Source organism: Streptomyces sp. NPDC056361 (assembly GCF_042262805.1).
GTDB lineage: Bacteria > Actinomycetota > Actinomycetes > Streptomycetales > Streptomycetaceae > Streptomyces.
In genome coordinates this window covers 1-24,179 of the sequence record NZ_JBHJQI010000037.1, presented here as the reverse complement: position 1 = coordinate 24,179, position 24,179 = coordinate 1, and the positions used below count along the sequence as shown (strand labels likewise).

Annotated in this window: 24 protein-coding genes and 1 tRNA gene; 13 read left to right on the top strand and 12 right to left on the bottom strand. The window is 71.7% G+C overall.

Annotated features, from left to right (window positions below):
* Positions 1-9: 9 nt before the first annotated feature.
* Positions 10-741 (bottom strand): hypothetical protein, encoded by a 732-nt coding sequence (locus tag ACFCY7_RS14915; RefSeq protein ID WP_376484786.1) that lies wholly within the window; start codon positions 739-741, stop codon positions 10-12.
* Between the two features lie 47 nt (positions 742-788).
* Here ACFCY7_RS14915 and ACFCY7_RS14910 point away from each other — a divergent pair, with 47 nt between their 5' ends.
* Positions 789-977 (top strand): DUF5703 family protein, encoded by a 189-nt coding sequence (locus ACFCY7_RS14910; protein WP_017241661.1) that lies wholly within the window; start codon positions 789-791, stop codon positions 975-977.
* 70 nt (positions 978-1,047) lie between these two features.
* Here ACFCY7_RS14910 and ACFCY7_RS14905 read toward each other — a convergent pair whose 3' ends face one another.
* The 3 genes from ACFCY7_RS14905 to ACFCY7_RS14895 all read right to left on the bottom strand — a co-directional run bounded on the left by ACFCY7_RS14905 (position 1,048) and on the right by ACFCY7_RS14895 (position 3,692).
* The gene (locus ACFCY7_RS14905) at positions 1,048-1,854 is read right to left on the bottom strand and encodes a chaplin (protein WP_376484784.1); all 807 of its coding nucleotides are present in this window, start codon (positions 1,852-1,854) and stop codon (positions 1,048-1,050) included.
* A gap of 138 nt (positions 1,855-1,992) precedes the next feature.
* Positions 1,993-2,226: a chaplin ChpH gene (chpH, locus tag ACFCY7_RS14900; RefSeq protein ID WP_015032475.1), complete on the bottom strand. Its 234-nt coding sequence runs from the start codon at positions 2,224-2,226 to the stop codon at positions 1,993-1,995.
* A 140-nt stretch (positions 2,227-2,366) separates the two neighbouring features.
* The gene (locus ACFCY7_RS14895) at positions 2,367-3,692 is read right to left on the bottom strand and encodes a M20/M25/M40 family metallo-hydrolase (RefSeq protein WP_376484782.1); all 1,326 of its coding nucleotides are present in this window, start codon (positions 3,690-3,692) and stop codon (positions 2,367-2,369) included.
* Between the two features lie 209 nt (positions 3,693-3,901).
* Between ACFCY7_RS14895 and ACFCY7_RS14890 the strand changes: the two genes are divergently transcribed.
* Both ACFCY7_RS14890 and ACFCY7_RS14885 read left to right on the top strand, forming a co-directional pair.
* A tRNA-Leu gene (locus tag ACFCY7_RS14890) sits at positions 3,902-3,989 on the top strand.
* Positions 3,990-4,041: 52 nt separating this feature from the next.
* Complete coding sequence (locus ACFCY7_RS14885) at positions 4,042-4,968, top strand: pseudouridine synthase (protein WP_376484781.1); 927 nt, start codon at positions 4,042-4,044, stop codon at positions 4,966-4,968.
* Here the strand turns inward: ACFCY7_RS14885 and ACFCY7_RS14880 are convergent.
* The 4 genes from ACFCY7_RS14880 to ACFCY7_RS14865 all read right to left on the bottom strand — a co-directional run bounded on the left by ACFCY7_RS14880 (position 4,952) and on the right by ACFCY7_RS14865 (position 9,104).
* Entirely contained in the window at positions 4,952-5,581 is a 630-nt protein-coding gene (locus ACFCY7_RS14880; protein WP_376484779.1) for an MBL fold metallo-hydrolase, read from the bottom strand. The two genes, ACFCY7_RS14885 and ACFCY7_RS14880, sit on opposite strands and share 17 nt — an antisense overlap.
* Positions 5,581-6,666: an S-(hydroxymethyl)mycothiol dehydrogenase gene (locus ACFCY7_RS14875; RefSeq protein ID WP_376484777.1), complete on the bottom strand. Its 1,086-nt coding sequence runs from the start codon at positions 6,664-6,666 to the stop codon at positions 5,581-5,583. The genes ACFCY7_RS14880 and ACFCY7_RS14875 overlap by 1 nt, the downstream gene beginning before the upstream one ends.
* A 121-nt stretch (positions 6,667-6,787) precedes the next feature.
* A complete protein-coding gene (locus ACFCY7_RS14870; RefSeq protein WP_376484776.1) occupies positions 6,788-8,248 on the bottom strand; it encodes an amino acid permease in 1,461 nt (486 codons plus the stop codon).
* A gap of 154 nt (positions 8,249-8,402) precedes the next feature.
* On the bottom strand, positions 8,403-9,104 hold the full coding sequence (locus ACFCY7_RS14865) for a FadR/GntR family transcriptional regulator (RefSeq protein WP_376484775.1): 702 nt from the start codon (positions 9,102-9,104) through the stop codon (positions 8,403-8,405).
* A 157-nt stretch (positions 9,105-9,261) separates the two neighbouring features.
* On the opposite strand from ACFCY7_RS14865, the gene ACFCY7_RS14860 reads away from it, so the two are divergent.
* From ACFCY7_RS14860 to ACFCY7_RS14850, 3 genes are all read left to right on the top strand, one after another.
* Positions 9,262-9,786, top strand: coding sequence for a gluconokinase (locus ACFCY7_RS14860; protein WP_376484774.1), 525 nt, complete (start codon positions 9,262-9,264; stop codon positions 9,784-9,786).
* Positions 9,787-9,847: 61 nt separating this feature from the next.
* Positions 9,848-11,245: a gluconate:H+ symporter gene (locus ACFCY7_RS14855; RefSeq protein ID WP_376484771.1), complete on the top strand. Its 1,398-nt coding sequence runs from the start codon at positions 9,848-9,850 to the stop codon at positions 11,243-11,245.
* Between the two features lie 55 nt (positions 11,246-11,300).
* Entirely contained in the window at positions 11,301-11,732 is a 432-nt protein-coding gene (locus ACFCY7_RS14850; protein ID WP_376484769.1) for an ASCH domain-containing protein, read from the top strand.
* On the opposite strand, the gene ACFCY7_RS14845 is transcribed toward ACFCY7_RS14850, so the two are convergent.
* From ACFCY7_RS14845 to ACFCY7_RS14835, 3 genes are read right to left on the bottom strand one after another with little or no spacing between them, the layout of a single operon-like run.
* Positions 11,720-15,091: a HEAT repeat domain-containing protein gene (locus ACFCY7_RS14845; protein ID WP_376484768.1), complete on the bottom strand. Its 3,372-nt coding sequence runs from the start codon at positions 15,089-15,091 to the stop codon at positions 11,720-11,722. The two genes, ACFCY7_RS14850 and ACFCY7_RS14845, sit on opposite strands and share 13 nt — an antisense overlap.
* A complete protein-coding gene (locus ACFCY7_RS14840; protein ID WP_376484766.1) occupies positions 15,088-15,507 on the bottom strand; it encodes a hypothetical protein in 420 nt (139 codons plus the stop codon). Before ACFCY7_RS14840 ends, ACFCY7_RS14845 begins: the two co-directional genes overlap by 4 nt.
* A 32-nt stretch (positions 15,508-15,539) precedes the next feature.
* Positions 15,540-17,195: an FAD-binding dehydrogenase gene (locus tag ACFCY7_RS14835; RefSeq protein ID WP_376484763.1), complete on the bottom strand. Its 1,656-nt coding sequence runs from the start codon at positions 17,193-17,195 to the stop codon at positions 15,540-15,542.
* 94 nt (positions 17,196-17,289) lie between these two features.
* Here ACFCY7_RS14835 and ACFCY7_RS14830 point away from each other — a divergent pair, with 94 nt between their 5' ends.
* The 6 genes from ACFCY7_RS14830 (at position 17,290) to ACFCY7_RS14805 (ending at position 21,768) form a co-directional block, all read left to right on the top strand.
* The gene (locus tag ACFCY7_RS14830) at positions 17,290-17,919 is read left to right on the top strand and encodes a TetR/AcrR family transcriptional regulator (RefSeq protein WP_376484761.1); all 630 of its coding nucleotides are present in this window, start codon (positions 17,290-17,292) and stop codon (positions 17,917-17,919) included.
* A gap of 21 nt (positions 17,920-17,940) precedes the next feature.
* Complete coding sequence (locus ACFCY7_RS14825; RefSeq protein ID WP_033204942.1) at positions 17,941-18,705, top strand: glucose 1-dehydrogenase; 765 nt, start codon at positions 17,941-17,943, stop codon at positions 18,703-18,705.
* A gap of 52 nt (positions 18,706-18,757) precedes the next feature.
* On the top strand, positions 18,758-19,291 hold the full coding sequence (locus tag ACFCY7_RS14820; protein ID WP_376484758.1) for an NUDIX hydrolase: 534 nt from the start codon (positions 18,758-18,760) through the stop codon (positions 19,289-19,291).
* Positions 19,292-19,315: 24 nt separating this feature from the next.
* Positions 19,316-19,711 (top strand): YidH family protein, encoded by a 396-nt coding sequence (locus ACFCY7_RS14815; RefSeq protein ID WP_367820671.1) that lies wholly within the window; start codon positions 19,316-19,318, stop codon positions 19,709-19,711.
* Positions 19,708-20,025, top strand: coding sequence for a DUF202 domain-containing protein (locus ACFCY7_RS14810; protein ID WP_376484755.1), 318 nt, complete (start codon positions 19,708-19,710; stop codon positions 20,023-20,025). The genes ACFCY7_RS14815 and ACFCY7_RS14810 overlap by 4 nt, the downstream gene beginning before the upstream one ends.
* Positions 20,026-20,379: 354 nt before the next feature.
* Positions 20,380-21,768 (top strand): FAD-binding oxidoreductase, encoded by a 1,389-nt coding sequence (locus tag ACFCY7_RS14805; RefSeq protein ID WP_376484752.1) that lies wholly within the window; start codon positions 20,380-20,382, stop codon positions 21,766-21,768.
* 10 nt (positions 21,769-21,778) lie between these two features.
* On the opposite strand, the gene ACFCY7_RS14800 is transcribed toward ACFCY7_RS14805, so the two are convergent.
* Entirely contained in the window at positions 21,779-22,708 is a 930-nt protein-coding gene (locus ACFCY7_RS14800; RefSeq protein ID WP_376484750.1) for an NADP-dependent oxidoreductase, read from the bottom strand.
* Positions 22,709-22,859: 151 nt separating this feature from the next.
* Between ACFCY7_RS14800 and ACFCY7_RS14795 the strand changes: the two genes are divergently transcribed.
* Positions 22,860-23,771, top strand: coding sequence for an MBL fold metallo-hydrolase (locus tag ACFCY7_RS14795; RefSeq protein WP_376484748.1), 912 nt, complete (start codon positions 22,860-22,862; stop codon positions 23,769-23,771).
* Positions 23,772-24,179: the final 408 nt, after the last annotated feature.

Genomic DNA, 24,179 nt, shown 5'->3' with positions numbered 1-24,179 from the left:
AGCCGGCTCTCAGGAACCGGCTCCCGCGTGCTGGTCGGCGCCGGCGACGGCCCTCCGCCCGCCGGGCCCGTCGTCCGCCCCGCCCTCGAAGTCCCCGTCCCGGTCCCCCTCGTCGTCCTCGTCCTCGTCCTCGTCGAAGACGGAGCTGACGTCGAAGCGGCAGACGATCCGCTCGGGGTCGGCGTGGTCGAAGGGGGCGTTGAGCCACTCCCCCGGTTCCGGGAGCTCGTCGGAGGCGGTGACCCACAGCGTGGAGTCGCCCTCCTCCAAACCGAACTCCTTGTGCCGGGAGGCGATCTCGTCCGGCTCGTACTCGCCGAAGAGCACCCCGAGCGCGGCGAGCGGCGACGCGCCCGCCCTGGCGGCCGCCCCGGTGGTCTGCTCGTCGGCGTCGAGCTCGGCGACGCGCCTGGCCTGGGCGAGCAGGCGCTGCGGTTCGGCCACCGCGTAATCGCGGCGGATCAGCAGGCTGAGGGCATGGGGTTCGTCAGGTCCGGCGTACGGCGGCAGGGCACCGTCCGCCCCGGGGATCTCGAAGGGAGTGACCTCGTCGTAGCGGTCGTAGAGGAGTTCGTCGTACGCCTCGGCCGCCGCGGCCAGGGCGTTGAAGGCCTCGTAGACGGCCGTGTCGTCGTCTCCCGTGCGGAGTTCGACCGCCGCGAGGTGACGGTCCAGTGCGGTCTTGACCGCCTCGGCGGCGGCACGTACCTCGGCAGCGGTGGGCTGCGCAGCATCAGACATGGGACAGACGCTATCCGTACCGGGCCGGTGCCCGCACAATAGATGCGATGCCGGAATACGAATTTGTCGATGTGTACGTGCCGCGCGGTGTCTCCCGCAAGGAGGCGACGCGGCTGCTGACCGACCATGCCGAGTACGGACACTGGGAGTTGGACCGCCTCAGCCTGCACCGGGACGGAAGCCGCAGGGTGCGGCTCAAGCGGCGGATCATCCGCCAGATCCGGGCGACCTGGTAGGCGGACGAGAAGGGGCCCCGCGGTGTGCGGGGCCCCTGTGCGTGGTGCGCGGTGCGCGGAGAGCGACGACTCAGGCCGCGCCGCGCGTCCGGCGATAGATCAGCGAGCCCGCCAGCAGCAGTCCCGCACCGGCCGGGACGATCACACCGAGCGGCCCCGCACCGGTCTCGGCGAGCTCCTCGGTGGGCCGGGGCGGCGTGATGCCGTGGGTACCGGGCGTGTTCGGACCGCCGTCGGTCCCGGGAGTACCAGGGGTGCCGGGAGTGCCAGGAGTACCCGGGGTGCCAGGCGTACCCGGAGTGCCAGGCGTACCGGGCGTTCCCGGAGTGCCGGGAGTACCCGGATTCCCAGGGGTTCCCGGAGTGCCAGGCGTACCAGGGGTTCCCGGAGTGCCAGGGGTTCCCGGGGTACCGGGGGTACCCGGCTCCTCCTCGCCGTATCCCGTGTCCCCGTCCCCGCCGCCGCCGTTGCCGCAGTCGTTGTCGGCGACGGCGTTGCCGAGGCCGACGCCGGTGAAGCTGTTGCCGCACACGTTGACCGGGACGTCGATCGGCACCTGGACGGTGTTACCGGAGCCCACACCGGGAGAGCCGCTGGTGTGGCCGCCCGCGGAGGAGCCGCTGCCGGGGCGGGAGGTGTTGGCACACCTGTTGCCCATCGCCGGATTCAGCAGTCCGACGACGTTGACGGTGTTTCCGCAGGCGTTCACCGGTGCGTGCACCGGGATCTGGACGGAATTGCCGGACGCGACGCCCGGGGAATTCGTGGCCGTACCGTTGGCTCCGGAATCGGCGTGCGCATAACCGCCGCCGACGGCGGCGAAAACGCCTCCGGCGGCTGCCACGGTGATAAGGCCCTTGCGCGTGACCTGTCGCATAGCTGTTCCCTGCTGCTCGGCTTCGAAAGAGTGCCACCGGGCGGAACACCCGGGGCGGAAATGGCCACCGGCCCCGGAGTGCATGGCACGCACTCCGGGGCCGGACCGGCTCACACCCTCACGGGGCGAGGCACAACGTCAGGCGTTGACGCAGGTGTTGCCGAAGGCGGGGTTCAGCAGCCCGATCACGGAGACCGTGTTGCCGCACACGTTCACGGGGACGTGAACCGGCACCTGGACGACGTTGCCCGAGAGGACACCGGGGGAACCGATGGCGGCACCCTGGGCACCCGCGTCGGCAACGGCCATGCCCGCACCCGCGAGAACGAGACCGCCCGTGGCAGCCGCAGCAGCGACGACCTTCTTGATCATTATTCCTCCTAGTTGGAAATGCGGCCCCAGCCGCGGACCGCACACCTGTAACGAGGGGGAATGGTGGGGGCTACGAGCCCCCGTGGTCATTCACTCTTTCCGGTCACACGCAAACGCACGGACGAATTCGGCGGCCTTCCTCAGCAGGCGTCGATGAAGCGGTCCAGGACGCGGACGCCGAACTTCAGGCCGTCGACCGGGACCCGCTCGTCGACGCCGTGGAACATGCCGGCGAAGTCGAGCTCCGGCGGCAGCTGGAGCGGGGCGAAGCCGAAGCAGCGGATGCCGAGGTCGTCGAAGGACTTGGCGTCGGTGCCGCCGGAGAGCATGTACGGCACGGCGCGGGCGATCGGGTCCTCGGCGCCCAGCGCCAGCTGCATGGCGTCGACCAGGGCGCCGTCGAAGCTGGTCTCCAGGGCCTTGTCGCCGTGCACGTCCTCGCGCTTCACGCGGGGCCCGAGGATCCGGTCGAGGTCGGCCAGGAACTCCTGCTCGTACCCGGGCAGGAAGCGGCCGTCGACGTGCGCCGTGGCCTGGCCGGGGATCACGTTCACCTTGTAGCCGGCGCCGAGCATGGTCGGGGCGGCCGAGTTCCGCAGGGTGGCGCCGACCATCTTGGCGATGCCGCCGAGCTTGGCGAGCGTGCCGTCCATGTCCTCGGGGTCGAGCGGGGTGCCCAGCGCGTCCGAGAGCTCGTCCAGGAAGGACCGCACGGTCTTGGTGACCCGCACGGGCCACTGGTGGCGTCCGAGGCGGCCCACGGCCTCGCAGAGCTCCGTGATGGCGTTGTCGTCGTTGGTCATCGAGCCGTGGCCCGCGGTGCCCTCGACGGTCAGCCGCATCCAGTGCATGCCCTTCTGGGCCGTCTCGACCAGGTAGAGGCGCAGGTTCTCGTTCACCGTGAACGAGAAGCCGCCGACCTCGCCGATCGCCTCGGTGACCCCGTCGAACAGGTCCCGGTGCTTGTCGACGAGGTGCCGGGCGCCGTACGTGCCGCCGGCCTCCTCGTCGGCGAGGAAGGCGAGGACGATGTCGCGCGGGGGCTTGCGGCCGCTGCGCAGCCGGTCCCGTACGACCGCGAGGGTCATCGCGTCCATGTCCTTCATGTCGACGGCCCCGCGGCCCCACACGCACCCGTCGGCGACCTCGCCGGAGAAGGGGTGGTGGGTCCAGTCCTCGGCATTGGCCGGAACGACGTCGGTGTGGCCGTGGATGAGCAGGGCCGGCCGCGACGGGTCCTCGCCCTCGATGCGGGCGACGGTGGAGGCCCGCCCCTTGTGCGACTCGATGATCTTCGGCTCGAGTCCGACCTCCGCGAGCTTCTCCGCGACGTACTCGGCCGCCGCCCGCTCACCCGGGCCCGAGTGGTCGCCGTAGTTGCTGGTGTCGATGCGGATGAGATCGCGACAGAGGTCGACGACCTCGTCCTCGCCCCTGACGCCCTGCGCCGTCTTCGACTCGCTCACGCTGCTTCCTCCCACTACGTGCCCCACGTGCTTGCTGGTGGTCGCCCCCATCCTCCCGCGCGCCCCCCTCACCCCCCAAGGGCGCCCGTCGGCCGACATGCGGCTGTCACATGACAGCGGCCGAGAGGGGGTGGTGATCGACCCCCTCAGATCTTTGCTATTGTTCTGTTCGTCGGAAGGGCCGAGCGGCCAAGAAGACAAAACACCTAGTCCGGGTGGCGGAATGGCAGACGCGCTAGCTTGAGGTGCTAGTGCCCTTTATCGGGCGTGGGGGTTCAAGTCCCCCCTCGGACACCAACGAAAGACCCCACATCATGTGGGGTCTTTCTCGTTACGGCGGTAGGTCCCGGTGCGACGCAGATCCAAGGCCCCTTCTTCTCCCCTCCCCCAGCGGAACGGGATCGATCCCGTACGGGTGCGGTTGCCGGAGGATCCCGAGGGGGTCTGGGGGACGGTCGGGGAGCATTTGGTCGCGCGGTACGGCGGGGCGATCGGGGTCGGGCGGGTCGAGGAGATGTTGGCGGGGGGCCGGTTCGTCGGGGTGGACGGGCCGGTGGGTGGGGACGAGCCGTACGCGGTGGGGCGGTACGTGTGGTTCCACCGGGACTTTCCCGTGGAGAGGGAGGTGCCGTTCCCGGTCGGGGTGGTGCATCGCGACGAGCAGATCGTGGTGGTGGACAAGCCGCATTTCCTGGCGACGATGCCGCGGGGGCGGCATGTGACGGAGACGGCGCTGGCGCGGCTGCGGCGGGATCTGGGGCTGCCGTTCCTGCAACCGGCGCATCGGCTGGACCGGTTGACGGCGGGGTTGGTGCTGTTCGTGGTGCGGCCGGAGGACCGGGGGGCGTATCAGACGCTGTTCCGGGACCGGGTGGTGCGCAAGGAGTACGAGGCGGTGGCCGGGTACGTCCCGGGGGTGGAGCTGCCGGTGACCGTGCGGAGCAGGATGGAGAAGGAGCGCGGGGTGATGGCGGCCCGGGAGGTGGCGGGCGAGCCGAACGCCGAGAGCCGGATCGAGCTGGTGGAGCACGCGGGCGGTCTCGGGCGGTACCGGCTGCTGCCCGTGACCGGGCGGACGCATCAGCTGCGGGTGCACATGAACGGGCTCGGGCTGCCGATCCTGCACGATCCGGTGTATCCGGTGGTGCGTGAGGACGGGCCGGAGGACTTCGGGCGGCCGCTGCAACTGCTGGCGCGAACGCTGGAGTTCACCGACCCGTTCACGGGTGTGGCGATGCGTTTCGAGAGCCGGCTGGCTCTCAGTGGCCTCGGTTGATCCACTCCTGGAGGTGGGGAGCCTCGGCGCCGATCGTGGTCGGGTCGCCGTGGCCGGTGCGGACGACGGTCTCCGGGGGCAGGGTGAGGAGCTTCTCGCGGATCGAGTCGACGATCGTCGGGAAGTCGGAGAAGGACCGGCCGGTGGCGCCGGGGCCGCCCTGGAAGAGGGTGTCGCCGGTGAAGACGGTGCCCAGGTCGGGGGCGTACAGGCAGACCGCTCCGGGAGCGTGACCCGGGGTGTGGAGGACCGTGAGGTCGGTGCCGGCGATGGTGAGGACCTGGCCGTCGGCGAGGTCGCCGTCGGGGCTGTGGTCGGGGTGGGTCTGCTTCCAGAGGGGCTGGTCGGCGGGGTGGAGCAGGATGCGGGCGCCGGTGGCGGCCGCGAGCGCCGGGGCCGCGTCGACGTGGTCGTTGTGGGCGTGGGTGCAGACGATCGCGCGGAGGGCGCGGCCGTCGAGGGCGGCGAGGATGGCGTCGGCGTCGTGGGCGGCGTCGATGACGATGGCCTCGGTGTCGTCGCCGACGATCCAGACGTTGTTGTCGACGTCCCAGGTGCCGCCGTCGAGGCTGAAGGTGCCGGAGGTGACGAGGTGGTCGATGCGGGCGGTCATCACAGCACCACCACCGAGCGGAGGACGTCGCCCTCGTGCATGCGGGCGAAGGCCTTCTCGACCTCGCCGAGGCCGATGGTCTCGGTGACGAAGGCGGCGAGGTCGATGCGGCCCTGCTGGTGCAGGTCGATGAGCATCGGGAAGTCGCGGGACGGCAGGCAGTCGCCGTACCAGGAGGACTTCAGGGCGCCGCCGCGGCCGAAGACGTCGAGGAGGGGCAGTTCGAGCTGCATCTCGGGGGTGGGGACGCCGACGAGGACGACGGTGCCGGCGAGGTCGCGGGCGTAGAAGGCCTGGCGGTACGTCTCCGGGCGGCCGACGGCCTCGATGACGACGTCGGCGCCGAAGCCGCCGGTGAGCTCGCGGATCGCCTCGACGGCGTCGGTGGAACGGGAGTTGACGGTGTGCGTGGCGCCCATCGCCGTGGCCGTCTCCAGCTTCCGGTCGTCGATGTCGACGGCGATGATCCTGGCGGCTCCGGCGAGGCGGGAGCCGACGATCGCCGCGTCGCCGACGCCGCCGCAGCCGATGACGGCGACGGTGTCGCCGCGGCCGACGTTCCCGGTGTTGATGGCGGCGCCGATGCCGGCCATGACGCCGCAGCCGAGGAGGCCGGCCACCTCGGGGGCGACGGCGGGGTCGACCTTGGTGCACTGGCCGGCGGCGACGAGGGTCTTCTCGGCGAAGGCGCCGATGCCGAGGGCCGGGGAGAGCTCCGTGCCGTCGAGCAGGGTCATCTTCTGCTTCGCGTTGTGGGTGGCGAAGCAGTACCAGGGGCGGCCGCGCAGACAGGCGCGGCAGGTGCCGCACACGGCGCGCCAGTTGAGGATCACGAAGTCGCCGGGGGTCACGTCGGTGACTCCCTCGCCGACCGACTCGACGATTCCGGCGGCCTCGTGGCCGAGCAGGAAGGGGAAGTCGTCGTTGATGGCGCCCTGCTTGTAGTGGAGATCGGTGTGGCAGACGCCGCAGGCCTGGATCTTCACGACGGCCTCGCCGGGGCCGGGGTCGGGGATGACGATGGTCTCGACCCGTACCGGTTCGTTCCTGCCGGGGGCGATGACTCCCTGGACGTGCTGCGGCATCGCGAACTTCCTTTTCTCCGAACGGATCTTGTAAGGCTCCTGCGTACCACTATCTCCTGACAAAAGGCGAGACCCCCGCAGGCCGTGCCCGCGGGGGTCCCGCCGTTCCCGTGACGGGAGGTCAGTCGCGGTGCGTCGCGGCGGTCGTGCGGACCCGGCGGCGGACCAGGAACCAGCCGCCGACGAGGGCGGCCGCGATGAGCGGCAGGAGGTTCACGGTGGTGCGGCCGATGCCGCCGTCCATCCACATGAGGACGAGGACGGAGGCGAGGAAGCCCAGGGTGACGATCTGGGTGTACGGGGCCCAGGGCAGGTTGTAGCCGGGGCGGGTGAGCTTGCCCTGCTCGGCGCTGCGCCAGAAGAGCAGCGAGCAGACCATGATCATGGCCCAGGTGCCGATGATGCCGATGGAGGCGAGGTTGAGGACCAGCTCGAAGGCCTCGCCGGGCATGACGTAGTTGAGGGCGACGCCGAGGACGCCGAAGCCGGCGGTGAGCAGGATGCCGCCGTAGGGCACGCCGCCCTTGTTCATGACGCCGGTGAACCGGGGCGCGGAGCCGGACAGCGACATGGAGCGCAGGATGCGGCCGGTGGAGTACAGGCCCGAGTTGAGGCTGGAGAGGGCGGCGGTGAGGACGACGAGGTTCATCACGCCCGCGGCGCCGGGGATGCCCAGCTTGTCGAAGACGGTGACGAAGGGGCTCTGGTCGCCGGAGTAGGCCGTGTACGGCAGGAGCACGGCGAGCAGGATCACGGAGCCGACGTAGAAGAGGCCCACGCGCCACATGATCGAGTTGATCGCCTTCGGCATGATCTTCTCGGGGTTCTCGGTCTCGCCGGCGGCGACGCCGCACAGTTCGACGGAGGCGTACGCGAAGACGACGCCCTGGATGAGCAGCAGCATCGGCATCACGCCCTGGGGGAAGATGCCGCCGTTGTCGGTGATGTTGGCGAGGCCCGGGGTGTGGCCGCCGACGTCGTGCGAGGTCACGATGAGGAAGATGCCGACGAGCATGAAGGCGACGAGGGCGGCGACCTTGATGATCGCGAACCAGAACTCCATCTCGCCGAAGTACTTCACGGAGATGAGGTTGGCGGCGAGGACGACCGCGAGGGCGACGAGGGCGAGGATCCACTGGGGGACGTCGCTGAACATCGACCAGAAGTGGGCGTAGGTGGCGGCCGCGGTGATGTCGGCGACGGCGGTGGTCGACCAGTTGAGGAAGTAGAGCCAGCCGGCCGTGTAGGCGCCCTTCTCGCCCATGAACTCACGGGCGTAGGAGACGAACGCGCCGGAGGAGGGGCGGTAGAGCACCAGCTCGCCGAGGGCGCGCACCACGAAGAAGGCGAAGAGGCCGCAGACCGCGTAGGCGATGAAGAGGGACGGGCCGGCCTGGGACATCCGGCCGCCGGCGCCCAGGAAGAGGCCGGTGCCGATCGCGCCGCCGATGGCGATCATGTTGATGTGCCGGGACTTGAGGTCCTTGCGGTATCCGGCGTCGCCTGCGTCGACGTGGGGGGCGGCGGCCGGGTTCGCCGGCGCGGCGGACAGCGGCTCGGCCGCGGTGACGCGGTCAGTCATGGAGTTGTTCGCCTTCGTGAGGGGGAACGGTGCGGTGCCCGGCCGTGCCCGGTGGGGGTTTCCCCGGCACGGCCAGCGCACATCCTCACGGCAGGGAGTGACGATGACAGTGGCGCATGTCACTGAACGCCCTTATTTGAGCTAGTTCAGAGCTTTACGGAGCCAGTACGTCCAGTTCCTGGAGGGCGCCGACCGCGATCTGCCGGGTGAGCTCCTCGGCGCGGGCCGCGTCCCGCTCCCGCACGGCCTCGGCGACCTGGACGTGGAGGGTGACGGCCGCCGGGTCGGGGTCCTCGAACATCACGTGGTGGTGGGTGCGGCCGGTCAGGACCTCGGCGACGACGTCGCCGAGGCGGGCGAACATCTCGTTCCCGGAGGCGTTGAGCACGACCCGGTGGAAGGCGATGTCGTGGACGAGGTACTCCTCCAGACGCCGGCCCCGCGAGGTGGCGACCATCCCGAGGGCCTGCTCGGTGAGCTCGCGGCACTGGTCGGGGGTGGCGTGGAGGGCGGCCAGGCCGGCGGCGACGGGTTCGACGGCCGAGCGGAGCACGGTGAGCGAGCGGAGCTGGCGGGGGCGGTCCGCGCCGGCCAGGCGCCAGCGGATGACCTGGGGGTCGTACACGTTCCAGCTGGCGGTGGGGAGCACGGTCACGCCGACCCGGCGGCGGGACTCGACGAGGTGCATGGACTCCAGGACGCGGACGACCTCGCGGACCACGGTCCGGGAGACGTCGAAGCGCTGGGCGAGCTCGTCGGTGCGCAGCACGGTGCCGGGCGGGTACTCCCCCGCGGTGATCGCGAGGCCCAGGGTGGCGAGGACGTGGGAGTGGAGCCCCTGGGCCGGTGTCGTCATGGTGGCAAGCCTATGCGCGCGGGTGCCGGTGATCACACCCGGGAATTAAAAGTACGACTTTTATGTCACAGCCTCTTGAATACGTCGTACTCAATGGGTTTCATGAGCGCGACGGATTCACCGAATCGATGTCGAAGAAGACAGCGAGGCACCCCCCATGAGCACCACCCCCCTCACCGCACCCCCGGTCGTCGTCGTCATGGGCGTCGCCGGGACCGGCAAGACCACCATCGGTCCGCTGGTCGCGGAGGCCCTCGGCCTGCCGTACGCGGAGGGCGACGACTTCCACCCGGCGGCCAACGTCGCCAAGATGTCGGCCGGCGTCCCGCTGGACGACACGGACCGGGGGCCCTGGCTCGACGCCATCGGGGAGTGGGCGCACGGCCGGGCCGGGCTCGGCGGCGTGGTGAGCAGCTCCGCGCTGAAGCGGACCTACCGGGACCGGCTCCGTGCCGCCGCCCCCGGGGTCGTCTTCCTGCATCTGACCGGTGACCGGGACCTGATCGAGGGGCGGATGGCCGCACGCAAGGGCCACTTCATGCCCACGGCGCTCCTCGACTCCCAGTTCGCCACCCTGCAGCCGCTGCAGGACGACGAGGCCGGCGTCGCCGTCGACGTCTCCGGCACCCCGGAGGAGATCACCGTCCGCGCCGTCACCGCGCTGCGCGGCCTGCCCGGCTGACCTCTTCCGTACCCCCGTACTCCCGTCCCCCCCGCTCTCCTGCACGTACGAAGGACCCACCGTGACCAGTCTCAGTGTCGAGACCCTGGCAGCGGACGCCGCCGAACCGATCACCTCGGCAGGCAACGCCCAGCTCGGGATCGCCGTGCTCGCCGGCATCGCCGTCATCGTCCTGCTCATCACCAAGTTCAAGATGCACGCGTTCCTGGCGCTGACCATCGGGTCGCTCGCGCTCGGCGCGTTCGCCGGTGCGCCGCTCGCCGCCACCATCAAGTCGTTCAGCACCGGACTCGGCAACACCGTGGCCGGCGTGGGCGTGCTGATCGCGCTCGGCGCGATCCTCGGCAAGCTGCTCGCCGACTCCGGCGGCGCCGACCAGATCGTCGACACGATCCTGGCGAAGACCGGCAAGCGGGCCATGCCGTGGGCGATGGTCCTGATCGCCTCGGTGATCGGCCTGCCGCTCTTCTTCGAGGTCGGCATCGTCCTGCTGATCCCGGTCGTGCTCATGGTCGCCAAGCGCGGCAACTACTCGCTGATGCGGATCGGCATCCCGGCCCTGGCCGGCCTCTCCGTGATGCACGGCCTGATCCCGCCGCACCCCGGCCCGCTCGTCGCGATCGACGCGGTCGGCGCCAACCTGGGCGTGACGCTGGCGCTCGGCCTGGTCGTCGCCGTCCCGACGGTGATCATCGCCGGTCCGGTCTTCTCCAAGTACGCCGCCCGCTGGGTGGACATCCAGGCCCCCGAGAACATGATCCCGGCGCGGCCCTCCGAGGACCTGGAGAAGCGCCCGAGCTTCGGCGCCACCGTCGCGACCATCCTGCTGCCCGTCGTCCTGATGCTGGTCAAGGCGCTCGTCGACATCGTGGTCGACGACCCCGAGAACGGCGTGCAGAAGGTCACCGACGTCATCGGCTCGCCGCTGATCGCCCTCCTCGCGGCCGTCATAGTCGGCATGTTCACGCTGGGCCGGGCCGCCGGCTTCACCAAGGAGCGGATCTCCTCCACCGTCGAGAAGTCCCTCGCCCCCATCGCCGGCATCCTGCTGATCGTCGGCGCGGGCGGCGGCTTCAAGCAGACCCTGATCGACATCGGCGTCGGCCAGATGATCCTCGACCTCTCCAAGAGCTGGTCGATCCCGGCCCTGCTGCTCGCCTGGCTGATCGCGGTCGCGATCCGGCTCGCGACCGGCTCGGCCACCGTGGCGACGATCTCCGCGGCCGGCCTGGTGGCCCCGCTCGCCGAGGGCATGTCGACCGGTGAGGTCTCGCTGCTCGTCCTCGCGATCGGCGCCGGCTCGCTCTTCTTCAGCCACGTCAACGACGCCGGGTTCTGGCTGGTGAAGGAGTACTTCGGCATGAGCGTCGGCCAGACCGTCAAGACCTGGTCGGTGATGGAGACGATCATCTCGGTCGTCGGCATCGTGATCGTGCTGCTGCTGTCGCTGGTGTTGTAGCCGGGCTCCTCGCGTACGGCCCCGAGGGCCGGTCACGGCTGACAGACTGTCGGCCATGACCGGCCCTCACGCGCTCAAGCCCTTCCTCCTCGCCTTCCCCGGCCCGCTCCGGGACCGGCTCGTCGCCGCCGTCCTCTCCGGCGAGAAGGTCGCCACGACCGGGCTCCTCGCGGAGTGGCTCATCGAGGGCGAGGACCTGCCCGAGCCCGGCGAACGCTCGGCGCTCGTCGACTCCGACGGCCGCGAGGTCGCCGTCGTCGAGGTGACCGAGGTCCGGGTCCTGCCGCTCGCCGAGGCCGACCTGCAGCTCGCCCTCGACGAGGGCGAGGGCTACCTGTCGGTCCCCCAGTGGCGCGCCGCGCACGAGGACTTCTGGCACAGCGACGAGATGCGCGAGGGACTCGGGGACCCGGACTTCACCGTGGACGACGCGACGATGCTGGTGGTGGAGCGGTTCCGGGTGGTGGAGCGGCTTCAGGGGAACTGACGATCGAGGACGGTGAGAAGGGTCGCGGCGCAGTCGCGGATCACCTGGTCGTCGCTCTCGACGGTTCGGCGGAGGAGCGAGAGGAACTCGGGGTCGTCGCGGCGGAGGTCGGCGAGGACGCGGAGGGCGGTGAGCCGGACCTCCGTGTCGGAGTCGTGGTCGAAGCGGTCCTGGGCCGTGGCAGCGATGTCCGGACCTCGGGAACCCCCTCGGAGCGCTTCGACGAGGTCCTGGAGGGCGGCGAGCCGGACGTCGGAGTTCTCGTCGTGCACGGCGCGGTCGAAGACCACGCCCACGGCCTCCGGATCATCGCCGTACCTCGCCACGAGCCAGTAGAACGTCCCGGCCCTGACGTCTCCCTCGGGATGGTTCATCGCCCGGTCGATGAGCAGGTCCCGTGTGCTGTCGGGATCCACGTCCATCAGCGTGTACAGGGCATGCGCCCGGACCTCCTCGCTCGGATCGTTACGGAGCCTCTCGACGAGGATGTCCCGCATCGCCGGGACGTCATCCGCGAACCGCACGGCGAGCGTCAGGGCGAACTCCCGGACGTCGTCGTCCTCGTCGCGCGCCAAGCGGTCCGCCACCAGTTCGGAGAGTCTCTCGTCGCGGTCACCCGCCGCGAGGCAGCGCAGCGCGGCAATCCTGACCTCGGGGGCCGGGTGTCCCACGAGTTCGCCCAGGAGCGCGTGCGCGCCGGGGGCGTCCGACCCGATCGAACCGACGGCATCGACGGCGGCGGCCACGACGTGAGGACTCTCGTCGCTCACCAGTCGGTCCCACACGAGCGCCCGGGCGGCCGGATCGTCGGCCGCACCCTGTTCCAGAGCGGACAGCGCCCTGACGCGCGTGTCCGGATCCTCGTCCCGGAGGTCGTCCCGCAGCATCGCCATGACCCGAGCCGAGCCTTCGGGCTGTGCGAGAAGCCGGCCGGCGGCCTGCTGACGCACCGCGGGGTAGGGGTCGTCGAGGGCTCGCTCGAACGCGGCGCGTACGTCGGGGGTGTCCCGCGCGTGGCGGGCCAGGCATTGAAGGGCCGCGACTCTCACCCGGGGGGAGGCGTCGTGGGCCAGGCGCTCGGCCGCCAGCCGCGACATCCACTCGGGGTCGACGTCGCGCTCGTACCCCAGCCGCGTCAGCAGGGTCGCCCGCACGGTGGCGCTCGCGTCCTCGCGTGCACGGCACGCGATCGCCTCCAGGGGTCCGCGTTCGGTGCCCTTCCTCAGGAGGAGCAGCCCGGCGGCGGCGATCCTCTGCAAGGGGTCGCCGCTCGTCCGCATCGTCTCGGCCAGGTGTACGCCGTGCGGCGTGCCCTCCGGCGTTCCCAGGAAGAGGAAGATCTCCGTGGCCAACTGAGTGGTGGAGTTGACCGACGGGACCCTGTCCCCGTCGGTCGACTCGGGGCCGCTCCGGCTCCCGAGCCACCGCAGGCACTCGTCCCTGCCGGCCCAGTTTCCGCCGATGGCCATCAGTACCGGCCCCAAGGCGCCCACTGAGTCGTACGGGTAGAAGAAGGTGACCCCCAGTGCTCCGGCGAGGTCGAAGAGCCGGATCACCGCCCTCGCCATCGCCCTGCTCTGCGCGGCGAGCGCGCCGAGCCGTCGCACCTCCGCGAGGCAGCGCGCCACGAAGAGCACCTCGACGAACGCCCGGTCACCATGGTCCCCCAACGGCACGGCGATGGCGCGCGGCGCCAGCAGCCGGTCGATCACCCCCGCCACGAACCGCTCGTCCAGCAGTCCCACGAGCAGCAGCAGGATCTCCTGCCACGTCGGGTCGTGGACCTTGTCCGCGAAGAGGTGCTGGAGGTCGGTCTCCGACAGGCTGCGTTCCTGGTTGAAGCGGTGGGCCAGGTCCGTCGCCGCCAGGTACTCCAGGAACGTGCGGTGGACGAAGCCGTAGATCTCGCCGCCGTAGCGGCTGAGGATGAAGTTGCGGTGGCGGAACTGGTCGAGCATCACGCGGGCCGCCGGCGCCGCGCGGTCCGGCGGGAGGGCGTACCGGTCCCTCAGGTACTCCTCGAAGCTCTTGAGGAGGTCGGGGCCCGCGATGTGGTTGCCGGAGATGCCACCGTGGCCCTCCTGCATCCGGCGGGCGATGAGACGCAGGAGTTCGCGTTTGTCCTCGGGGCCGAGGTACGGGAGGTGCTCCTCCACCTGGCGGTCCTTGAGGTACTTGCTGGGGTCCCAGTGCTCCACGAGGACGTCGACGGCGTGCTCGTACACCGTGCGCCGGTCGCGCGGGAGTTCGCGGCGGCGGCCGATGATGGCGAGGATCGTGAGGATCAAGGGGTTGCCCGCGAGTTCGCGGACCGAGGTCGACGCGTCGACGGCCGTGGTGACGCGTTCGACGAGTTTTCGGGCCTGGTCCGGCTCGTCCGGGCACGCGAGGGCGAACCACTGGTCCGCGAACGCGCCGATCTGCGCTCGGTCGAGGTCCTGGAGCATGAAGTTGCCGAAGCCCGCGCCGTCCAGGACGGCCCGCTGGTAGCCGTAGCCGCGTGAGGTGACGACGATCCGGGCCCGGGGGTGGCGGGCCGCGAAGCCCGCGATGCGGCGGGTGACCGCATCCCTGACGTCCTTCTCGAACAGCTCGTCCAGGCCGTCGAAGACCACGAGGGCGGTGTACGGGCCCTCCCCCGCCAGGAGCGTCGTCAGCGTCTCCGGCGGAAGTCCGAGGCCCTCCGTCGCGTACTGGTGGGCGAGGTAGTCCTCGAACGTCCGCTCGCGCCAGGCGGGCTGCGCGTACTCCCGGAGTTCGACGATCAGCGGGAGGCTGCCGCGCAGGGCGTCGAGGCCCTCGGGGGGTTCGGGGGAGGTGAGGACGAGTGCCAGGTAGCGGGCCAGGGTGGACTTGCCGGAGCCCGGGTTGCCGAGCAGGACGACGCGGTCGTGCTCGGGAGTCGTCAGGACGTCCAGTACGGGCAGCGGCGGCCGCTCCTTGTACGCGCGGCGGACACGGTCGACCGTCTCGCGGTCGATGCCGGGCGGCAGGTCGTGGAGCTCCACCTCGGCCGGGTCCATGAGACGGCGCAGGAGTTCCTGCGGCAGTTCCACGGGCGGCGGGTCGGCCCGTACGGACTGGGGGACGAAGACGTCCCGCAGCTGCAGGACCGGGCGCTCGTCCTGCTCCCGGAGCGGGGTGAGGACCTCCAGGTCGAGGCGGCCGTAGCGCTGGCGGACGCGGGTGGCGTAGGCCTCGCGGGCCGACTCGATCTCCGGCGCGACGGGCTGGGGCGGGACGGATCCGATGGTGAGGTGGATGTCGCCCCGGACCTGGCTGATCTGGGTGAGGGGCCCCTGGACGGTTGCTTCGGACGCTGTCTGGAGCGCCTTCCGGCGCTTGAAGAAGCCCCTCATGGCGTGGAGGAGGTCGGCGGTTCGATGCGGACCGAGCCGCCCACCCCGTCGATCTGGTGGAGGTCCCCCGCCGTGCGGGCGCCGTGGGCCGACTGCGTTCCGCCGCCTTGTCCCTCGGCGGGGGCGGCCGTCGGCGGGCTGCCCGTGCCGCCGCCTCCGGACGTAATGGCCACGTCCCCCTTGACGTTGGTGATCTGATGCAGCGATCCCCCGGTGACGGCGTGGTCCGCCGACTGCGCGGGGCCCCGGTTGAGGAGGCCCACGAGGGTCAGCGCGAAGCCCGCCACCGTGAAGAACAGGCTGAGGACGCTACTCCACTTGTCCGCCGCGTCCAGGCCCTGGAGGACCAGGAAGGCCGCCAGGCCACCCAGAGCCAGGACAGCGCCGACGAGCGTGAACACCAGACGTTTTGTCACCTCGTCATCTTGCCCCGGCGGAGTGCTCCGCGTCAGCCGACCGCCTTCGCCGCCGCGCGGCCGGCGGCGCGGCCCGAGAAGATGCAGCCGCCGAGGAAGGTGCCTTCGAGGGAGCGGTAGCCGTGGACGCCGCCGCCGCCGAAGCCGGCGGCCTCGCCGGCGGCGTAGACGCCGGCGAGGGGGTCGCCGGTGGGGGTGAGGACACGGGAGTCGAGGTCGGTCTCCAGGCCGCCGAGGGACTTGCGGGTGAGGATGTTGAGGCGTACGGCGATGAGCGGGCCGGCCTTGGGGTCGAGGATGCGGTGGGGGGCGGCCGTGCGGATGAGTTTGTCGCCGAGGTACTTGCGGGCGCCGCGGATGGCGGTGACCTGGAGGTCCTTGGTGAAGGGGTTGGCGATCTCGCGGTCGCGGGCGGTGATCTCGCGGCGGAGGGCGGCCTCGTCGATGAGCGGCTCGTCGGTGAGGGCGTTCATGCCGCGGACGAGGGCGGAGAGGTCGTTCTCGACGACGAAGTCGACGCCGCGGTCCATGAAGGCCTGGACGGGCGCGGGCACGTCGGCGCGGGCGCGGCCGAGGACGTCGCGGACGGACTTGCCGGTGAGGTCGGGGTTCTGCTCGGAGCCGGAGAGGGCGAACTCCTTGCCGATGATCCGCTTGTCGAGGACGAACCAGGTGTGGTCGTGGCCGGTCCGCATGATGTGTTCGAGGGTGCCGAGGGTGTCGAAGCCGGGGAAGAGCGGGACGGGGAGCCGCTTGCCGGTGGCGTCGAGCCAGAGGCTGGACGGTCCGGGGAGGATGCGGATGCCGTGCCGGGCCCAGATGGGGTCCCAGTTCTCGATGCCCTCGGTGTAGTGCCACATCCGGTCGCGGTTGATGTGGTGGGCGCCGGCCTTCTCGGCGATGCCGAGCATGAGGCCGTCGACGTGGGCGGGGACGCCGGAGAGCATGCGGGCGGGCGGGGTGCCGAGGCGGGCGGGCCACTGGGAGCGGACGAGGTCGTGGTTGCCGCCGATGCCGCCGGAGGTGACGATCACGGCCTGGGCGCGCAGCTCGAAGGTGCCGGTGGCCTCGCGGCCGCTGGCGGTGCCGCGGGCGGCGGTGGAGGGTTCCAGGATCTCGCCGGTGACGGTGTCGACGGCGCCGCCGGTGCGGCCGAGGCCGGTGACGCGGTGGCGGAAGCGGAGCCGGACGAGGCCGCGGGCGACGCCTTCGCGGACCTTCCGCTCGAAGGGGGCGACGAGGCCGGGGCCGGTGCCCCAGGTGATGTGGAAGCGGGGTACGGAGTTGCCGTGGCCGTTGGCGTCGTAGCCGCCGCGCTCGGCCCAGCCGACCACGGGGAAGAAGCGCACCCCGCGCGCGTGGAGCCAGGAGCGCTTCTCGCCGGCGGCGAAGTCGACGTACGCCTCGGCCCACTTCCTCGGCCAGTGGTCCTCGGTCCGGTCGAAGCCTGCGGTGCCGTACCAGTCCTGGAGGGCGAGGGCGTGGCTGTCCTTGACGCGCATCCGGCGCTGCTCGGGCGAGTCGACGAGGAAGAGCCCGCCGAAGGACCAGTGGGCCTGGCCGCCGAGGGACTGCTCGGGTTCCTGGTCGAGGAGGATCACGGTGCGGCCGGCGTCGACCAGCTCGGCGGTGGCGACGAGACCGGCGAGGCCGGCCCCGATCACGATCACATCAGCGTCGTAGGACATGGACCGCATCTTGGATACACGGATGTATCGAGTCAACCGTTTCGCCCCGTCCGGGGCCCTCCCGTTTTCTAATGTCGGGCATTAATATGGATGTATGGCAAGGACGTCAGGGCCCGAGACCCGGGACAAACTGATCCGCGCGGCGGAGGAACTCTTCGCCTCCCGAGGCGTCGACGGCGCACAGCTGCGGGACGTCGTGGCCCTGGCCGGGCAGGCGAACCCCTCCGCGGTGCAGTACCACTTCGGCTCGCGCGCCGGGCTGCTCGACGCGGTGATGGCCGGCCGCCAGGCACGTACGGAAGAGGTGCTCACCCCCCTCTTCGAAGCCGCCGGCGACGAACTGAAGGCCCTGGTCGCCGCCCTCGTCACCGCCGAGGCGAGCGAACTGCGCACCGACCGCGGCCGCCGCTGCCTGCGGATCTCCGCCCAGCTCAGCCACGAGAGCGGCGTACGCACCCGCACCCCCCATCCCACGCTCGCCGGCACCGCCTACTGGCGCCTGATCGAGCGCGTCGCCGACCGCCTGGCCGCCCTCGGACTGCCCGAGCCGCTCCTCCTGGAGCGCCTCGACCTGGCGCTCACCGTGGTGGGCGCGGCCATGGCTGACCGGGCCCGGCAGTACCTCGACGGCACCGAGCCCCTCACCGGCGAGGCGCTCTTCCTCGCCGATCTGGTCGAGACCACCACCGCTCTTCTCCGGGCCGCACAGCCCCGGAGCCTCTGAAACACCCCGAAGGGACCCTTCATGAACGACCTCACCGGCAAGACCGTGCTCATCACCGGCGGCGCCCGGGGCCTGGGCGCCGAGGCCGCCCGGCAGGCGGTGGCCGCCGGCGCGAACGTCGTCGTCACCGACGTCCTCGACGAGGACGGCAAGGCGACCGCCGACGCGCTCGGCGAGCGGGCGCGCTTCTTCCACCACGACGTCACCTCCGAGGAGGAGTGGGCGGCGGCCGTCGCCTACGCGGTGGCGGAGTTCGGCGGGCTGCACGGCCTGGTGAACAACGCCGGCATATCCACCGGCGCCTTCCTGGAGACCGAGTCCGTCGAGCACTTCCGCAAGGTCCTCGACATCAACCTGACCGGCGTCTTCATCGGCATGAAGGCCGCGATCCCCGCCATGAAGGAGGCCGGCGGCGGCTCGATCGTCAACATCTCCTCGGCCGCGGGCCTGATGGGTCTCGCCCTCACCGCCGGCTACGGCGCGTCCAAGTGGGGCGTGCGCGGACTGACCAAGATCGGGGCGGTGGAGCTCGGCACGGCCAAGATCCGCGTCAACTCCGTCCACCCCGGCATGACCTACACCCCGATGACGGCGTCCGTCGGCATCGAGCGCGGCGAGGGCAAGTACCCCAACACGCCCATGGGCCGGGTCGGCGAGGCCGACGAGATCGCCGGCGCGGTCGTCTTCCTGCTCTCGGACTCCGCCTCGTACGTGACCGGCGCCGAGCTCGCGGTCGACGGCGGCTGGACCACCGGCCCGACGGTCAAGTACGTCATGGGGCAGTGACGGACCCGCTTCCCCCGGCCGGTCCGGCGTCCGGCCCTGGTTGGATGGCGGCATGAGTGCCGCTGAAGAGATCCTCGACGTCGTCGACGAGCACGACCGGGTGGTCGGACAGGCCCCGCGCGGTGAGGTGTACGCACAGGGCCTGATCCACCGCTGCGTCTTCATCCGCGTCCGCGACGCCGAAGGCCGGATGTTCGTCCACCGCCGGACGCCGACCAAACTGGTCTTCCCCTCCCTGTACGACATGTTCGTCGGCGGTGTCGTCGGCGCGGGCGAGTCCTACGACGACGCCGCGCTCCGCGAGGCCGAGGAGGAACTGGGCGTCTCCGGGCTGCCCCGGCCCGAACCGGTGATGAAGTTCCTGTACGACTCCGGGGGCGTCGCCGGCAAGTGGTGGTCCGCCGTGTACGAGGTGCACTGCGACCTGCCGGTCGACCCGCAGGTGGAGGAGGTCGCCTGGCACGACTTCCTCACGGACGACGAGGTGAGCGAGCGGATCGGCACCTGGGAATGGGTGCCGGACGGGCTCGCCGCCTACGAGGAACTCCGGGCCCGTGAGGCCGCCACGGGCGGCCGGGCGGGCTGATCACCCGGCCGTTAGGGTGCACGTGTGAGCGATTTCGTGCAGACCCTGCGGCTCTGGTTCGCGCCGCAGCGGGTCCGGGACGAGGGCGAGACCCCCGACTACCGCTTCTCCCTCGCCAACGAGCGGACCTTCCTGGCCTGGATCCGGACCGCGCTCGCGCTCGTCGGCGGCGGATTCGCCGTCGACCAGTTCCTTCCCGACCTCCGGTGGGGGGTGCGCGTCGGGCTCGCGCTCGCGCTCCTCGCCGGCGGCGTGCTCTGCGCCCTGCGCGCGGTGAACCACTGGGTGCTCTGCGAACGGGCGATGCGCCGCGGCGAGGACCTCCCCGGCTCCCGCTTCCCGGCGGTGCTGAGCCTCGCCGTGGCCGGAGTGGCGCTCACCATGGTCGTCCTCGTCGTCTTCGGCTGGGCCGGACGGTGACCGCCTCCGGCGAGGTCCGGGATCCCGGACTCCAGCCGGAGCGGACCCGGCTCGCGTGGCGGCGTACGACCCTGTCGTGCACGGTCGTCGCGGTCCTCGCCGTGAAGCTGACCGCCAGCGACGAGATCGGGGCCAAGGAGCTGACCGGCCTCGCGCTCTCCGCCCTCGTCTGGGTCGCGTTCCTCGCCGTGGCCCACCGCAGGATCCGCGCCCTCGGAGCGGCACGGCCGGGACCCCTCTCGCACCGGGGCGCGCTGCTCGCGGCGGGGTGCACGATCGCGCTGGCCGTCTTCGGGGCGGCGCTGATCTGGTGAGGGGGCTGGTCGGGGGTCTCTCAGTCCGCTTCGTGGCCGCGTCGGTCCGCTTCGTGGCCACCCCCTCGATCCGTCGGGAGGCCGCCTCGGTCCGCTTCGTGGCCACCCCCTCGATCCGTCGGGAGGCTGCCTCGGTCCGCCCGGCGGCCCGCATCCGCCCGCCCGGCGGCCCGCATCCGTCCGGCCGACGGCCCACATCCGTCCGGCCGGCGGCCGAATCGCCTACCGGTGGGTCCGGTCGCATACTGACGGCGTACAGCAGGGCGGCCGGGGGCCGCGTCGGTCGAGCCGGGACGTGCCCGCGCCCGAGGTCATGCGGCCGCCGTCGTCGACGGCTCACCAGGGACCACGACCATGACCACCACCCGCCCCACCCCCACCGACCGCATCCCGGGCTTCCAGGGCGAACTCGTCGGGCCCGCCGACCCGGACTACGACACCGTCCGCCGGTGCTTCAACCGGGACCACGACCAGCATCCCGCCCTGATCGCGCGGTGCGCGAGCCCCGAGGACGTACGCGCCGCCCTCGGGTACGCCCGGGAGAACGGCCTCGGGATCGCGGTGCGCGGCGGCGGGCACGCCACCGCCGGCTTCGCGTCCTGCGAGGGCGGCCTCGTCGTCGACACGAGTCCGATCAAGCACGTCGAGATCGACGCCGAGGCCCGGACCGGCCGGTTCGGCGCCGGCCTCACCTGGGGCGAACTGGACGCGGCGGCAGCGGAGTTCGACCTGGCCGTGACCGGCGGGCGGGTGTCGGACACCGGGGTCGCGGGCCTGACGCTCGGCAGCGGCTCCGGCTGGCTGGAACGGATGTACGGGCCGTCCGCCTGGAACGTGGTCTCCGCGCAGGTCGTGACCGCCGACGGGCGGATCCTCCACACCGACGCCGAGGAGAACGCCGACCTCTTCTGGGCACTGCGCGGCGGCGGCGGGAACTTCGGCGTGGTCACCGAGTTCGGCTTCCGGCTCCACCCCGTCGGACCGCTCCTGTACGCCGGGATGATCCTGCACCCCCGCTCGGCCGCCGGCGCCCTCGCCCGGTTCTACCGGGACTTCCAGGAACAGGCGCCCGACGAGGTCACCGGCGCCTTCGCCCTCGTGACCGCCCCTCCCGAGGAGTTCGTGCCCGAGGAGGCCCGGGGCGAGCCCGCCTGCGCCGTGATCGTCGCGTACGTCGGCGACCCCGCGCGCGGCGAGGAGGTCCTGCGGCCGCTCGTCGAATGGGGCGAGCCCTGGGTGCGGATGGTCCGGCCCATGCCGTACACCGCCCTCCAGAAGATGCTGGACGACGGCACCCCCGTGGGCGTCAGCGAGTACTTCAAGATCGACTATCTGCCCGAGTTCCCGGACGGGGCGATCGACACCGCCGTCACCCAGGCCGAATCCATCACCTCGCCGCTCACCCAGCTCATCTTCTGCCCGCTCGGCGGCGCCATGGACCGGCTCGACGGGGACTCCATGGCCCTCACCGTCCCCCCGACGAAGTGGGTGTACTTCTGCCTGGCCGTCTGGTGGGGCGACGAGGGCCGCCAGCGGCACATCGACTGGGCCCGCGACCTCCACACCGCCCTGCGGCCCTGGACGACCGGCACCTCGGTGCCCAACTTCATCCTCAGCGACGAGGGCACGCGCCTGCGGGCCTCGTACGGCCCGGAGAAGTACGCCCGCCTCGTCGCCCTCAAGGACCGGTACGACCCCGGGAACGTCTTCTCCCGCAACCAGAACATCCCGCCGAGCGGGTGAGCGCGAGCGGCTACGGGACCGTGACGACGACCTTGCCGTTGAGGCCGCCCGCGGCGTTGGCGCGCTGCGCGTCCGCCGCGCGTTCCAGGGGGAAGGTCCTGGCCACCCGTACCGTCACGACGCCCTCGTCGACCAGGTCGGCGAGGACCGCGAGGTCCGTGGGGTCCGGCCGGACCCAGAAGTAGCGGCCGCCGAGCGAGAGGACCTCGCCGTCGGCGATCGAGGCGAGCCGCCCGCCCGGCGCGAGCAGCCCGGCGGACAGCCTCAGATACGGGCCGCCGATGGTGTCGAGCACCGCGTCGAGGCCCAGCGGGGCGAGGGCCCGGACCTGGTCGGCGAAGGTCGCCTCGTCGTAGCGGACGGGCTCGGCGCCCAGCGCCGCCACCTGTTCGAGACCCGCCTCCCGCGCCGCGCCGATCACCCGGCAGCCCAGATGCCGGGCGATCTGCACGGCCATCGACCCGACCCCGCCGGCCGCCGCGTGCACGAGCACGGTGTCACCGCGACCGACGAGCAGCGCCTGGTGGAGCACCTGATAGGCCGTGAGACCCACCAGCGGCAGCGCGGCGGCCTCCTCGAAGCCGACCGTGCGCGGCTTGCGGGCGAGGGTGCGGACGGGGGCCGCGACGTACTCGGCGAAGGTGCCCCGGGACAGGAAGTCCTCCCGGACGTACCCCATCACCTCGTCGCCCTCCGCGAACTCCGTGACCGAGACCCCGGGCCGCACGACCACGCCCGAGACGTCCCAGCCGGGAACGACGGGGAAGACCGCGTCCATCATCCCGTCGAGATACCCCGCCTGGCACTTCCAGTCGACCGGGTTCACCGACGCCGCCCGGACCTTGACCAGCACGGCGTCCGGTCCGATCTTGGGATCCGGCCGCTCGCCGTACTCCAGCACCTCGGGACCGCCGTACCGGTTGTAGCTGATCGCCTTCATACCCCCGACCCTCGACGGGGCCCCGGATGTCCGCAACTCGGGGGAAGGGTCCTCGGGCCCTTGCGGACCCGTCCGTTCCGACTTCCCCCCGGTCGGGGGCGACTGGCACGCTTCCCTCCTGTCCAATCGGGCTCTCAACCGGGGGAATCCCTTGTCTGCCACCGATCCCTATGTCGTCCCGCTCGCGCCGAACGTCCACGCCTACGTCCAGCCCGACGGCGGCTGGTGCCTCAACAACGCCGGATTCCTCGGCGACGCCGGCGAATCCCTGCTCGTCGACACCACCGCCACCGAGCGCCGGGCACTCCTCCTCCGCGACGCCGTCCTCGCCGAAGGCCTGCCCCTGCCGTCGACCATCGTCTCCACCCACCACCACGGCGACCACACCTACGGCAACGGGGTCTTCCACCCCCGAGCGCGGATCATCGGCCACGAGAACTGCCGCTCCGAGCAGCTCACCGCCGGCCACCAACTCCACCTCCTGTGGCCCCAGACCGACTTCGGACGCGTCGACATCCTCCCGCCGTCCCTGACCTACCACGACCGCCTCACCCTCCACGTCGGGGACATCGAGGTACGCGTCATCCACCCCGGCGCCGCACACACCACCGGCGACTCCATCGTCCACCTCCCCGACCACGGCGTCGTCTTCACCGGCGACCTCGTCTTCCACGGCGGCACCCCCTTCCTCCCCATGGGCTCCCTCGCCGGCTCCCTCCGCGCCCTCGACCTCCTCCGCTCGCTCGACGCGCCGACCGTCGTCCCCGGCCACGGCCCCGTCACCGACCCCTCCTCCTACGACGCCACCGAGCGCTACCTCCTCTGGGTGCGCGACCTCGCCACCACCGGCCACGCCAAGGGCGCGAGCCCCCTCGAAACCGCCCGCTCCGCCGACCTCGGAGAATTCGCCGCCTGGCGCGAGAGCGAGCGCCTCGTCGCCAACCTCCACCGCGCCTACGCCGAACTCGACGGGCTCCCCGAAGGCGCGCCCCTCGACCCCGTCGCCGTGTTTGGCGACATGGCCGCGATGAACGGGGGCGTGCCGGTGGCCTGCCACGCGTAGGCCATGCGGCCCGCTGCGCCCGGGCGCCTTCCGGGGGGCTGCGCCCGGGCCCGCTACGGGCGCCTGCCAGCGCGATGCGCCGCACATCCGCCCGCGCCCCGTTACGGGCTCCCGCCCGCGCCCGAAGCCGCCTCTCCTTCCGCTGCGCCGGCGCCCACCCCCGCTGCGGTCAATAGTTCTACCGGGACGGCGCCCCCTGGCTCCCACCCTGCCCGCTGCGGGCAATCGGTCCGCTGGGGCGGTGCCCGCCCTCGCGCCCCCGTCCACCCCGTTGCGGGCCTTCGTTCCGCTGGGGCGGGCCCACCACACCCACCCCACCCCGTTGTGGGCAATCGTTCCGCTGGGGCGGAACGGGTGGGCACAACGGACGGCGCCCCCTGCCGGGCCTAGGCTTCCGCGCCTGAACCC